Source organism: Tardiphaga sp., assembly GCF_025356345.1.
Taxonomy (GTDB): domain Bacteria; phylum Pseudomonadota; class Alphaproteobacteria; order Rhizobiales; family Xanthobacteraceae; genus Tardiphaga.
In genome coordinates, this window is record NZ_JANXTC010000081.1 from 1 (window position 1) to 12089 (window position 12089).

Below are 12089 nucleotides of genomic sequence, written 5' to 3' on the forward strand. Positions count from 1 at the left end.
CCGGCGTCGGGTCCAAGTCTCCTGTCGATCTGACAAAACCTGAATTGCCCGCTCAAACGCCAGCACCAACACAGCTACCTGCTCCTGCAAAGAAGCCGCTACCTCCGGGTTCAGCCCGAGTCACAACGCCGGCGCCCGAGCAGGGAAAATGGGATGTGGTTGTCGGTCCAAATCCCGCCGTCCGGACATTCACCTGCAAGCCGCTTGCCTGTGCAGACACAGAACGCGTGACTATCGTCACGTCCCGCAGCCCCACGCTCAATCCCGACCCCCAGGCGCTTGAAAAATACGCCACGGTCGACTTTCCGAATAGCCTCAAAGCAAGCAGTGCTGCGCAGGAGATCCTGAGCGGCACGCCAAACCAGACCCAGACTCTGCTTGGAAAAACTTCGCGGTTGAAGGGCTATCCGTCTGTTCTTAACGAGACCAAATTCACAATCAATAAGAAGCCAATTTTTCTGGACACGGCTGTCATTTTTGCGGGTCCGGTTCTGCTCAAGATAACCTCGATCTCCCCCAATCGAGAATTGGCACAAAAAAGTCTGAATGAGTTTGTGAACGCAGCTGACATTGAGCTCGGCCCGCCACCTGCCGCGCAACCGGCGCAAGGCGCGGCCGCGCCATTGACAAATACGACCAGGAAGCCCCCGGGCGAATCCTTGTGAACTACAATTCGTTATAAAAGAATGATCGCCAAGATAACCAGTCAGACGGCGAGAACAGAGGCTGCCGGTATAATGCGTGTACTCATTACGCGGTATATCGAGCATGCCTCCAGCTCCCGTATACCCCGCGCTTGATTAGTATACGCCCTATTTGCCGGTCCACAACGGCTTGCGCTTCTCGGCAAAAGCCTTGAGGCCTTCCTTGGCGTCTTCGGTCATCGCCAGCAGCGCGATCTGGCTTTCGGTGTAGGCGATGCTCTGGTCGAACGACATCGCGCCGATCGCCCGCATCGCATACTTGCCGCGGCGGATGGCGGTCGGCGACTTGTCGGTGATGCGACCTATGAGCCAGTCGATCCTGGCATCGAGCTCCGCGGCCGGCACCACGTAGTTGAGCAGCCCGGCGGCCTGCGCCTCGGCGGCCGGGAACGGCTCGCCGGTGATGCACCATTCGCTGACCTGGCGACGCGGCGCGATGTCCTGCAGCAGGCTCAGCACCTGCATCGGAAACACCCCGACCTTGACTTCCGGCAATCCGAACAGCGCGTGATCGGCGGCCACCGCCATGTCGGTCATGCACAGCAGGCCCATGCCGCCGGCCATGCAGATGCCGTTGACGCGCGCGATCGCCGGCTTGGTGGCGCTCTGCGACAGCCGCAGCAGATCGGCGAAATCGACATTGGGCCTGGAAAAATCCGCGGCGAAGGCAGCACCTGTATTCCGCAGGTCGGCGCCGGCGCAGAACGCCTTGTCACCGGCCCCGGTCAGCACGATGACGCGCACGCCGGCGTCGTCATGCGCGGCGCGGTAGCCTTCGGCAATCCCGGCGATGACATCGCCATTCATGGCGTTGCGCTTTTCCGGCCGGTTGATGGTGATCCACAGCGCCGCCCCGCGCCTGTCCAGTATCACGCTGTCGTTCCATGCCATGCTTTGCTCCTGATGTGCTGTGCTGTCGCAAGATCGGCTCAGGCGCGCCGCGTCAGGCCCTGCGCGTCGCCGGCCAGGTTTTCCGCGTCCACCGCGCGCAGATAGCCGTCGCGCTGCTGCAGCCGCTGCCAATAGGCGGTCACCGACGGGCCGAATTGCGCGGACAGGCCGAGCCGCTGCGCCAGCAGCAGCGCGTAGCCGACCGAGATGTCGGCGGCGGTGAAGCGACCGGCGCACATGAATTCCGACGTCGCGGTCAGGGTCTCGATGACCCGCAGTCGCGCGAGAAACCATTTTGAGTAGTCGGCGACCACCTGCGGATGGCGGCGCTCTTCCGGCTCCAGCTCGGAATAGCGCAGCACCAGCGTCTGCGGGAAGGTCAGCGTCGCCTCGCCGAAATGCAGCCAGTTCAGGAACGCCCCATAGTCCGCCTCGTCGACGCCGACGGCCAGCGGCGTCGGGCCATATTTCGTGACGAGATATTGCGCGATCGCCGCGGATTCGGTCATGCGCGTCGGTCCGTCGAGCAGCAGCGGGATGGTGCCGAGCGGGTTGATGCCGAGATAGTCCTTGGCGAAGACGCGCGGCGGAAACGGCAGCATCTTCAGCTCATAGGGAATCCGCAGCTCCTCGAGCGTCCACAATGGCCGGAACGAGCGCGCGCGGGCGCAGTGATAGAGGGTGATCATTCGGCGTTCGTCCCCTTCTGTCGCGCGGGATCAAGTCGCCGCGTCGCGCCGCAGTGAGACGCAGGGCGAAGCCTGCGTCAAGGCCGCGACCCTACATGGTCGAGGCATAGCGGATCGGGATTCGCGGGCTGCGATCGGTGACGCCCATCACCACCCGGGCATCGCCAAGGCTGACCACCGCGATGTCGCGCGTCGGCTGGTCGGCGCGCGGCTGCGCATCCTCCACCACCAGGATGCCGGCAATATCCAGTTCGGTGATGGTGCCCGGCTTGTGCCAGAGCGTCTCGCGGGCCGCGACGAAATCGGCCACCGATTCCGTGTGAAGGCGAGCTGATCGTAATCCACGGCATAACCGAGACGCTGAAAATGCTCGACGATGAAGGCGTTGGAAAATCCGACCAGCCCGCGCGGCCCCGCGGCGCCATCCCCCTTGACATAGCGCCCCTTCACCCCGAGTTGCCCCATCAGCCGGGAGTAAATATTCGCCATGCCAGCCTCCATCACCCGCCAGACACACAGCCCTTTGAGTTTCAGGATACCACCATAACCGAAAATTGGGGTCTTATAATACCTATATTTGTTGATGGAGTGTAATCACGACGTCCGCAACCAACGATATTTCATGCTGGAATTGGACTGTCGGAGACGCGGCGGTCGAGGCCGCCGGGCCGGTCAAAGCGGGAGCTCGGAGGAAGTAGCCATCCAACCGCCTTCCCGCCTGCCCCGCTCTCATTCGAACAAATTTTAACGAAAAGAAGTTGAGTCGGCGCGATCTCACGACTTGCGAACTCATGTATCGTTTTATCGTGGAATTCGAAGTCCAACCCGACGGGAAGCTACATTTCTCGTCGCCGCGAGTCAGCGTTACATTGACGAAAGCGCACATTGCTTTTCCGGTGATGTAACGGGGGGCCGCGACACCACTGTCAGAATCCTTCGTTGATTTGCCACGTTATCAGAGCGGCCGTGGCGCCCGACAGCTCAGCGAGCCGACCTTACCGACCAAGATGGCAGTCAGCGCCAGTCCGACGGCAGCCCGCTTACAATCTGCTCTGGAAAGTCCAGAAAGACGCGTCCGCTCCCGCCAGATTATTGTGGATCGTGCCGTCGCTCGGCGCATGCGGGCGAAGCCGCCAGCCTTGCGGACCGATCTCTACCTCAATTTCATTTGGCGACGCCAAGGTCACCTTGCCCGAGGCGCGGCTCTGGTTCGGATATTCGATCGAGAGCTCATCGCCCTGTGCAAGTGTCCCAGCCGCGATCGAGATGACGCTGCCGACATTGATGTCGTTTCCACTGGAATAGGCATTGTGAGCAGGCATGTGATTCCCGTGCGTTCTCAGCCGCCGTGGCTGGACTTGAATCGAACGGGCCGCGGCCCGCTTTGTTCCTGCCATATGCTCGCGCATCCCGGGTGGAGGTGCAAGTCAGCCAAACCGCCCGTCGGCAAGATCTTATAACATAACGGCATGACAGCCTGAAGCAGATGAGATGATGCGTAGGCCCTCGCTGAAATAGAATGCGCCTCGCCTGCCCTCCCACTGCGAGATGATCCGATGGATGCCATAGCCCGCGACGCCAGCGTCGCCCCCGGCCGGGACTGGCCGCTGGAGATTTTCGAGACGCTGAAACAGGCTGGCGTTTCGCAGATCTCCTATGTGCCGGATGCCGGCCATTCGCGCCTGATCAATCTCGCCCATGGCGACCGCGGCATCAAGACGACCGTTCTGACCACCGAGGAGGAAGGCATCGCGCTGTCGGCCGGCGCCTGGCTCGGCGGCGATCGCGCCGTGCTGCTGATGCAGTCGAGTGGCGTGGGCAACTGCGTCAACATGCTGTCGCTGATGAATTCCTGCCGCCTGCCACTGCTGACCATCGTGACGATGCGCGGCGAGTGGGCCGAATTCAACCCGTGGCAGATCCCGATGGGCAGCGCGACGCCCGAGGCCCTCAAATTGATGGGCGTCACCGTGCTGCGCATCGATACGCCGGAGGAAGCCGCCGAGGTGGTCGCGGCCGCGGCCACGCTGGCTTTCGATGGCGACCGGCAGATCGCCGTGCTGATTTCCCAGCGCATGCTGGGCCGCAAGAAGTGGGTGGAGAGCAAGTGATGTCAGACGCAACAAGCACACTGGACCGCCGCGCAGCGGTCAAGACCCTGCTGATCGACCGCAAGGATCTCCTGGTCGTCACCGGTCTCGGCTCCCCCTCTTACGACGTGTTCGCCGCGGGCGACCATGACGGTAATTTCTATCTGTGGGGGGCGATGGGCGGCGCGGCCATGGTCGGCCTCGGCATCGCGCTGGCGCAGCCGAAGCGGCCGGTTGTGGTGCTGACCGGCGACGGCGAACAGCTGATGGGTCTCGGCAGCCTGCTGACGGTCGCCGTGCACAAGCCCGCCAACCTCACGGTGGCGGTGCTCGACAATGGTCATTTCGGCGAAACCGGCATGCAGAAGAGCCATGCGGGCCTGGGCTCGCGCCTGGAAGTGATCGCCCAGGGCGCCGGCTTTCTCGCCGTCGACGTCATCGACGACCTCAAGGGAATCGCCGAGTACCGCGGCAGACTGCATGATGTCACCAGCGGTCCGCGCTTTGTCCGCATCCGGATTGCCCATGGCACTCCGGAGCGGGCACTGCCGCCGCGCGACGGTACTTACGTGAAGAACCGTTTCCGGCAGCATCTCGGCTTCGCCGTCACCTGAGGGCGGCGTCCGGATGGCCAGCCTGGGTCATCTGGATGTCCCACAGCCCCTCTGAACGCAGCCGCTCGATCTCGATCCTGATGAAGTCGGAGATCGCGGCGGTGGCGATCGACGGCTGCCGATCAGCCGGCCGGGCCATGATCAGCTCGCGCGCAATTCCGGGCCTGGCGATCGGCGCCAGTTCGAGGCGACCGGCCGCGGCATCGGCGCGGACCGCGGAATGCGGCAACAGCGTATAGCCCAGGCCGTCCTCCACGAAGCTCGTCAGCACGCGAAACGAGTCGGCCTCCACCACCACTTGGATCGGCAGATTCTTGCGCGACAACGCCTTCTCGATCAGGATGCGCAGGCCGTGAGAGTGACTCGGCAGCACCAGCTTCTGCGCCGACAGCCACTCGATCGACACCTCTTTTTGTTCGGCCAGCCCGCTGCCGCTTGGTCCGACCGCGACAATATGGTCGCGGCCAATCGTATCCACCGAGAGATGCAGGTCGACCGACGGGCCATACATCAGCGCCAGATCCATCTCGCCACGGTGCAGCCATTCGACCAGATGGCCGCCATAGCTTTCAACGATGCACAGCGACACCTGCGGCAGCTCCTCGATCACGCGGCGGGCAAAGCGCGTCGACAACACGCAGCTCACCGTCGGAACCAGCCCCAGCACGACCCGTCCGGACGGCGCGCCGCCGACCGACTGAATATCGTCGCGCACCTGTTCGATCTGCCGCACAAGCCCCGCGGTGCGATCGAACAGCAGATGCCCTGCCGGCGTCAGCACCATGCCGCGGCCATTGCGGGTGAAGAGTTCGATGCGAAGCTCGTGCTCGAGCAGCTTGATGTGCCGGCTCAGCGCCGGCTGGGCAATGCGCAGCCGGTCGGAGGCCTTGCTCAGGCTGCCCAGTTCGGCGACGGATTTGAATGTTCTCAGTTGCCGCAGATCCACCACGAGCCTTGCATTTTTTATATCGCTGCGTGAACTGATATACAGTCATGGCAGGCAGCGCCACCTGTCCGCGCTTCGCCCTGATGTTGCAACGCACTAACCCAGAGGCATAGCTGCTATCACCGAATTCTCATTGTGATACGGGCGACGACGCCGCTCTGATGGCGATGGGCGGGACAACAAGAGCAAAAAATGACCGACAAGGAGTTCCTGCGACAGGTCGCGTCGATCGTTGGACCACAGCATGTCCTGACCGCCCCGGCGGAGATGGCGCCCTATCTGCGGGACTGGCGCGGCCGCTACAGCGGCAGCGCCCATTGCATCGTCCGCCCCGGCGATACCGACGAGGTCGCAAAGGTTCTCGGTCTTTGCATGGCGCATGATCGTCCGGTCGTTCCGCAGGCCGGCAATACCGGACTGTGCGGCGGCGCCATTGCCTCGAACACCGGCGACAGCGTCGTCATCAATATCTCCCGGATGAACCGCGTCCGCGACATCGACGCGATCAACGGCACCATGACCGTCGATGCCGGCTGCATCCTGCAACATGTCCGCGACGCCGCCGACAGCCAGAACCTGCTGTTTCCGATGCTGCTCGGCAGCGTGGGCAGCTGTGAGATCGGCGGCCTGGTCTCGACCAATGCCGGTGGCACCGGTGTGCTGCGCTACGGTAACATGCGCGAACTGGTGCTGGGCCTCGAAGTGGCACTTCCGGACGGGCGGGTCTGGAACGGGCTGCGTGCCTTGCGGAAAGACAATACCGGCTACGACCTCAAGCAGATGTTCATCGGTGCCGAAGGCACGCTCGGCATCGTCACGGCGGCGGTGCTGAGGCTGTTCCCGCGGCTCTCGGCGTCGGTCACGGCGATGGTCGCGCTGAACTCGGTGTCCGACGCCATCGCGCTGCTGCGAGAGCTGCGCGAGCGTCTCGGCAACCGCGTCGAGGCGTTCGAGATCATGTCGGCCCCGCAGCTGGCCATCGTGCTGAAACACATGAACCAGTTGCGAAACCCGATCGCCGGGGATGCCCCATGGTATGCCATGATCGAGATCGCCGACAGCCACAGCCAGCACCATCTGGTGGTCGGGCTGGAGGAAGTGCTCGGCGCGGCGCTGGAGCGCGGCGGCATCACCGACGCGACGATCGCGCCGGATCTGGCGAAGGCGACCGCGATCTGGGATCTGCGCCACAACATTTCCGAATCCAACAAGCGCGAGGGCTTCACGGTGTCGAACGACACCTCGGTCCCGATCTCGCGGCAGGCCGATTTCGTCGCGCGGGTGAGCGAACAGGCCAGCGCCGCCTTTCCGGAAGCGCAGATCTGCTTCTGCGGCCACATCGGCGACGGCAACATCCACGCCATCGTGGTGTTTCCACGCGCGCTGTTTGCCTCGCCTGAAGCTGCCGAGGCCGCCGCCAGCCGCGCCAACACCATCGTCCATGACGCAAGCGTGGCACTCGGCGGCAGCATCAGCGCCGAACATGGCATCGGGCAAATGCACCTGCATCGCCTGCCCCGCTATACCGCGCCGGTCGAACTGGACCTGATGCGAACCATCAAGCACGCGCTCGATCCGAAATGGCTGATGAATCCCGGCAAAGTCATCACCCCGGAGTGAACCGCGGGCGTTGGCGCGACCAGCCCGGTCCGCCAACGGCGAGATCTCGATCAACAGGAATTCGGGCGAGGCATCCTGTCTCGCTCCAATAAAAAGGAGGAACACATGGAGAAAATCGGGTTCATCGGGCTCGGCCGGATGGGACGGCCGATGGCGTCCAATCTCTGCCGCAAGGGCTTCCGCCTCTCGGTCAACGACATCAATCCGGAAGCCGTGGCCGAACTCGAATTGTTGCAGGCCAGCCCCGCGACCATTGCCGAGATCGCGCAGCGGTCCGACATCATCGTCACGATGCTTCCGAATTCGAGCATCGTCGATCAGGTCGTGTCGCAGGCCGACGGCATCCTCGCTCATGCGAAGCGCGGTTCGCTGATTCTCGATATGAGCACCATCGATCCCGACACCACCGACCGGCTGGCCAAAGCGGCCGCGGTCAAGGGCGTCGCCTTTGTCGATGCGCCGGTCGGGCGGCTCGCCAGCCACGCCGATCGCGGCGAGTCGCTGTTCATGGTGGGCGGCACGGTGCAGGACTTCGAACGCGTGAAGCCGCTGCTGGAAGCGATGGGAAGCACGATCTATCATTGCGGCGACGTCGGCACCGGCACCCGGACCAAACTGGTCAATAATTTCCTCGCGGTAGCATCCTGCCAGATGAATGCCGAGGCGCTGGCACTGTCGCAGCGCTTCGGCCTCAATCTCGAGCGGACGCTGGACGTGCTGTACGGCACCACCGCCGTCAACGGTCAGCTCAAGATCGCATGGCCGACCAAGGTGCTGGTCGACGACATCGAGCCGGGCTTCACGATCGACCTCGCGCACAAGGACCTGACCCTGATCATCGACGCCGCCAACGCGGCGAAGGTGCCGATGCCGATGGCCGCCGCGGCGCGCGAGGCCTTCAGCACCGCCCGCGCCCGCGGCTTCGGCGGCAAGGATTTCTCGGCCATGGTCGACGCGCTGTGCGATCTGGCTGCGATCCCGAAGCCGAGGCTTCCCACGAAATAGGCGGCTTCCCGCGAAATAGAAGTCGCTGCAACGCACGCAGCCATGCGTCACAATATCAGGTCCGGTGACACAAAGACGTGACCGGACCTGCCTTCGCAACAACAGATAACTGCTATCGCTGCTCGGCATTTTGACGCGATGCGCGGACCATAAACAACTATCGCAAGGGCCGGATAAACGGCTCGCTAACTTGGGTGGGAAACGATGGCGAACTTCACGCGCCGCAGTCTTGTGCTTGGATCCGTGGCCATGGCGGCCGCGCAGGTCCGGCCCGCGTCTGCGCAGCTGCCGACGATCCGGATCGGCGTGCTTGCCGACTTTTCCGGGATATATACCGATCTTCTCGGCATCCCCGGCGTCGAATGCGCCAAGCAGGCGGTCGAGGAATTCGCAGCCGCGCATCGTGGCTTTAAGGCCGAAGTCATTTATGCGGACCACCAGAACAAGGCCGACGTCGGCGCTGCCATCGTGCGGCGCTGGTTCGATTCCGAAGGCGTCGACATGGTCATCGCTGGCCCCAACTCGTCCGTTGGCCTCGCCGCCTCCTTCGTCTGCAAGGAGCGCGACAAGGCCTGCCTCGGCGTCGCCGTCACCTCGACCGAATTCACCGGCAAGCAATGCACGCCCAATGCCGTGAACTGGACCTATGACGGCTACATGTTCTCGAAAGCGGTGGCGCTCGAGACGGTGAAGGCCGGCGGCAAGAAATGGTATTTCCTGTCGACCGACAACGCGTTCGGTGCGTCTTTGACGGAAGAAACCAGCCGATTCGTCGAACAGGCCGGCGGCAAGGTGCTCGGCAATGCAAAAGTGCCGATCAGCGCGTCCGACTTCTCGTCCTTCCTGCTGGCAGCCCAGGCCAGCGGCGCCGACGTGCTCGCACTTTCGATCGGCGGCGCCGATCTTGCCACCTGCCTCAAGCAGGGTGGCGAGTTCGGCCTGACCAAAAAAATGAAGGTCGCGGCCCTCGTCACCTTCCTCAACGATATCCACGCCGTCGGCCTCGACACCATGAAGGGCCTGTTGTTCTCCAACAGCTTCTACTGGGATCTCAACGACCGCACCCGCGCCTTCACCAAGCGGGTCGCGCCACGGATGGCGGGCACCTATCCCGGCATGACCCATGCCGGCTGCTACGCCGTGACATTGCATTACCTCAAGGCGGTCGCCGCACTGGGACCGGCCGCCGCGCAAAAGAGCGGTGCGGCGACCGTGGCCAAGATGAAGGAACTTGCGACCGACGACGACGCCTTTGGCCGTGGGGCGATCCGGATCGACGGCCGCGCCGCGTTGCCGGCCTATCTTCTGGAGGTGAAGTCTCCGGCCGAGAGCAAGGGACGCTGGGACTATTGCAAGGTGCTTTCGACGGCATCCGCCGAGGAAGCCACCAAGCCTCTCAACGAAACCGGCTGCTATCTGGTCAAGGCGTGAGCCTGACCGGCTGTTTCCCGCTTCACCCCAGCACCACGCGAGGCCGTTCATGACCAACAGCGTCTCCCGGAGAACTTTCTGCAGCACTCTCGCGATGGCGACGGTGGGCCTTGCCACCCCGCTTCGGGCGCAGGGACCGGGCGATTTGCCAAAGGGCCTCATCACATTGGTGGTGCCGTTCGCGGCCGGCGGCGCCACCGATGTGGTCAGCCGGCTGGTGGCCCGGAAACTCTCCGAACAGATCGGCCAATCCATCGTGATCGAGAACGTCACCGGTGCCGGCGGCGTGGTCGGGGCTGCCCGGGTCGCCCGCGCCGCGCCGGACGGCACCAGCCTCCTGATGGGGACCATCTCGACGCACACCATCAATCCCTTGATGGCCCGGCAACCGCCCTATGATCCGGTCAAGGATTTCACGCCGATCTCGATGGTCGCCATCGTGCCGAACGTGCTGCTGGTGTCAGCGCAGGTGAAGGCGAAAAATGTCGGCGAGCTGATTGCGCTGATCCGCGCCGAGCCCGGCAAGTTCAGCTATGGATCGTCGGGTGTCGGCACGCCGCCCAATCTGTCCGGCGAACTGTTCAAGGTTCAGGCCAAGGTGCAGATGGAGCACATTCCCTATCGCGGCGGCGCGCCGGCGATGAACGACCTGATCGGCGGCCAGATCCCCATCCTGTTCGATGTCCTCAGCGGCGCCGCGCCCTTCATCAAATCGGGAGCGGCACGCGCCATCGGGGTCACGACGAAAACCCGTTCGCCGTCGTTTCCCGATCTCCCGACCATCGCCGAACAGGGGCTTCCGGACTTCGAGACCTATACCTGGAACGCGGTGTTCGGGCCGCCCGGCCTGCCACCCGACATGACGGAACGGCTCAGCACGGAATTGCGCAAGGCGGTCGCCGACCCGGAGATCCAGCGACGGCTGCGCGATCTCAGCGCCGACCCGGTGCAATCGACACCGCGGCAGCTCGCCGCGCAACTCCGGCAGGAACTTGTGAAATGGCAGCCGATCATCGAGGCCGCCGGTTTGAAATTGCAATAGCAGCGTCCGCGGTGGCCCGTCTGCATGGTTGACCACTGCGACGGTAGCAAGGCCCCCTTCCCTTACACCGCCGTCATGTGCCTTGCGACGCAGACCCCGAGCACGTCATCCATGCTCCTGTCCCACCATCCATGGGAGAAGATTTCGATTTCCGAATAGCCGGCAAAACCCTGCGCCTCGACGGCGGCGCGTATCGCCTTGATGTCGATGACACCGTCGCCCATCATGCCACGATCGTTGAGGATATCCGTCGTCGGCACCAGCCAGTCGCAGACGTGGAAGGCCATCATGCGATCCTTGCCGGTGCGGGCGATCTGCGACATCAGCTCCGGGTCCCACCAGATGTGATAGACATCGAGCGCGACGCCGAGCATGCCGGTGCGGTTGGGATCAAGGCGATCACAAATGTCGAGCGCCTGCTCCGTCGTGTTCACGCAAGCGCGATCGGCCGCGTAGGCCGGGTGCAGCGGCTCGATCGCCAGCGGCATGCTGGCCTGCCGCGCATATTCCAGCATTTCACTGATGCCGTCATCGACCTGCGCGCGGGCATTGACGATGTTCCTGGAGGGCGCGCTGCCCGGCCGCGAATATTGCGGCAGGCCGCCGACCACCAGCACGACGCACGGCGCGCCCAGCGCCACCGCCTCGTCGACGCAGCGCCGATTGTCGTCGCGGATCTCGGCATGCCGCGAGGCATCGCCGACGAACATGCCGCCGCGGCAATAGCCGGACAGTTCGAGATCGTTGTCGCGCACCGCCTTCACGGCATTGTCGAGCCCGACGGCCGCGACCTGGTCGCGCCACGGGCTGACAGCGCGGATGCCGTGCTTTGCGCAAGCCTGCGCGATCGCGATGAAGTCACCCTGCTTGCGCACGGTCGCCGTGTTCAGCGACAGCCAGCGATGATCCCCCGAAAAGTCGCGCATCAGGCCTCGATCCCGCGAACCGCGAGGATCGCCTTCATGCGCTGCGTCGCGAGTTCGGGATTGACCAGCAAGCCCGCCTGATCCGCGAGACGGAACAGTTCCGCGAGATGCAGGGTCGAGCGCGTACTCTC

General features: G+C 63.7%; 13 protein-coding genes and 1 pseudogene. 7 read left to right on the forward strand and 7 right to left on the reverse strand.

From position 1 onward, the window contains the following. Positions 1-665 (forward strand): annotated as a pseudogene (locus Q0S16_RS04410) (hypothetical protein); the annotation flags it as partial. Between the two features lie 147 nt (positions 666-812). Here the strand turns inward: Q0S16_RS04410 and Q0S16_RS04415 are convergent. The 4 genes from Q0S16_RS04415 to Q0S16_RS04430 form a co-directional block, all read right to left on the reverse strand. Further along, complete coding sequence (locus Q0S16_RS04415; RefSeq protein WP_295845483.1) at positions 813-1595, reverse strand: enoyl-CoA hydratase/isomerase family protein; 783 nt, start codon at positions 1593-1595, stop codon at positions 813-815. Positions 1596-1633: 38 nt separating this feature from the next. Beyond that, positions 1634-2284, reverse strand: coding sequence for a glutathione S-transferase family protein (locus Q0S16_RS04420; RefSeq protein ID WP_295845487.1), 651 nt, complete (start codon positions 2282-2284; stop codon positions 1634-1636). Between the two features lie 91 nt (positions 2285-2375). After that, positions 2376-2594, reverse strand: coding sequence for a hypothetical protein (locus Q0S16_RS04425; RefSeq protein WP_295845489.1), 219 nt, complete (start codon positions 2592-2594; stop codon positions 2376-2378). A 730-nt stretch (positions 2595-3324) separates the two neighbouring features. After that, positions 3325-3681, reverse strand: a complete 357-nt coding sequence (locus Q0S16_RS04430; RefSeq protein WP_295845492.1) for a hypothetical protein — start codon at positions 3679-3681, stop codon at positions 3325-3327. Positions 3682-3840: 159 nt separating this feature from the next. Between Q0S16_RS04430 and Q0S16_RS04435 the strand changes: the two genes are divergently transcribed. Continuing rightward, positions 3841-4395, forward strand: coding sequence for a thiamine pyrophosphate-binding protein (locus Q0S16_RS04435; RefSeq protein WP_295845495.1), 555 nt, complete (start codon positions 3841-3843; stop codon positions 4393-4395). After that, on the forward strand, positions 4395-4988 hold the full coding sequence (locus tag Q0S16_RS04440; RefSeq protein WP_295845497.1) for a thiamine pyrophosphate-dependent enzyme: 594 nt from the start codon (positions 4395-4397) through the stop codon (positions 4986-4988). The genes Q0S16_RS04435 and Q0S16_RS04440 overlap by 1 nt, the downstream gene beginning before the upstream one ends. Here Q0S16_RS04440 and Q0S16_RS04445 read toward each other — a convergent pair. Next, positions 4981-5937 carry a LysR substrate-binding domain-containing protein gene (locus tag Q0S16_RS04445; RefSeq protein WP_295845499.1) on the reverse strand — a complete coding sequence of 319 codons (957 nt, stop codon included), beginning with the start codon at positions 5935-5937 and terminating at the stop codon, positions 4981-4983. The two genes, Q0S16_RS04440 and Q0S16_RS04445, sit on opposite strands and share 8 nt — an antisense overlap. A 189-nt stretch (positions 5938-6126) precedes the next feature. On the opposite strand from Q0S16_RS04445, the gene Q0S16_RS04450 reads away from it, so the two are divergent. The 4 genes from Q0S16_RS04450 to Q0S16_RS04465 all read left to right on the forward strand — a co-directional run bounded on the left by Q0S16_RS04450 (position 6127) and on the right by Q0S16_RS04465 (position 11032). Continuing rightward, complete coding sequence (locus tag Q0S16_RS04450; RefSeq protein WP_295845501.1) at positions 6127-7554, forward strand: FAD-binding oxidoreductase; 1428 nt, start codon at positions 6127-6129, stop codon at positions 7552-7554. 75 nt (positions 7555-7629) lie between these two features. Next, the gene (locus Q0S16_RS04455) at positions 7630-8559 is read left to right on the forward strand and encodes an NAD(P)-binding domain-containing protein (protein WP_295845508.1); all 930 of its coding nucleotides are present in this window, start codon (positions 7630-7632) and stop codon (positions 8557-8559) included. A 249-nt stretch (positions 8560-8808) separates the two neighbouring features. Beyond that, positions 8809-9990 carry an ABC transporter substrate-binding protein gene (locus Q0S16_RS04460; protein ID WP_295845503.1) on the forward strand — a complete coding sequence of 394 codons (1182 nt, stop codon included), beginning with the start codon at positions 8809-8811 and terminating at the stop codon, positions 9988-9990. A gap of 94 nt (positions 9991-10084) precedes the next feature. Next, positions 10085-11032: a tripartite tricarboxylate transporter substrate binding protein gene (locus Q0S16_RS04465; RefSeq protein WP_295845504.1), complete on the forward strand. Its 948-nt coding sequence runs from the start codon at positions 10085-10087 to the stop codon at positions 11030-11032. 62 nt (positions 11033-11094) lie between these two features. On the opposite strand, the gene Q0S16_RS04470 is transcribed toward Q0S16_RS04465, so the two are convergent. Both Q0S16_RS04470 and Q0S16_RS04475 read right to left on the reverse strand, forming a co-directional pair. Then, positions 11095-11958, reverse strand: a complete 864-nt coding sequence (locus Q0S16_RS04470; protein WP_295845506.1) for a sugar phosphate isomerase/epimerase family protein — start codon at positions 11956-11958, stop codon at positions 11095-11097. Further along, positions 11958-12089, reverse strand: a 132-nt coding sequence (locus Q0S16_RS04475; RefSeq protein ID WP_295845510.1) for a DUF993 family protein, incomplete at its 5' end; no start/stop codon positions are given. The genes Q0S16_RS04470 and Q0S16_RS04475, both read right to left, overlap by 1 nt.

What these genes read in the sequence shown, in the direction of transcription:
- Q0S16_RS04415 (WP_295845483.1), bottom strand. Translation starts at nt 1,595, where the DNA reads ATGGCATGGAACGACAGCGTGATACTGGACAGGCGCGGGGCGGCGCTG.
- Q0S16_RS04420 (WP_295845487.1), bottom strand. Translation starts at nt 2,284, where the DNA reads ATGATCACCCTCTATCACTGCGCCCGCGCGCGCTCGTTCCGGCCATTG.
- Q0S16_RS04430 (WP_295845492.1), bottom strand. Translation starts at nt 3,681, where the DNA reads ATGGCAGGAACAAAGCGGGCCGCGGCCCGTTCGATTCAAGTCCAGCCA.
- Q0S16_RS04435 (WP_295845495.1), top strand. Translation starts at nt 3,841, where the DNA reads ATGGATGCCATAGCCCGCGACGCCAGCGTCGCCCCCGGCCGGGACTGG.
- Q0S16_RS04440 (WP_295845497.1), top strand. Translation starts at nt 4,395, where the DNA reads ATGTCAGACGCAACAAGCACACTGGACCGCCGCGCAGCGGTCAAGACC.
- Q0S16_RS04450 (WP_295845501.1), top strand. Translation starts at nt 6,127, where the DNA reads ATGACCGACAAGGAGTTCCTGCGACAGGTCGCGTCGATCGTTGGACCA.
- Q0S16_RS04460 (WP_295845503.1), top strand. Translation starts at nt 8,809, where the DNA reads ATGGCGGCCGCGCAGGTCCGGCCCGCGTCTGCGCAGCTGCCGACGATC.
- Q0S16_RS04465 (WP_295845504.1), top strand. Translation starts at nt 10,085, where the DNA reads ATGGCGACGGTGGGCCTTGCCACCCCGCTTCGGGCGCAGGGACCGGGC.
- Q0S16_RS04470 (WP_295845506.1), bottom strand. Translation starts at nt 11,958, where the DNA reads ATGCGCGACTTTTCGGGGGATCATCGCTGGCTGTCGCTGAACACGGCG.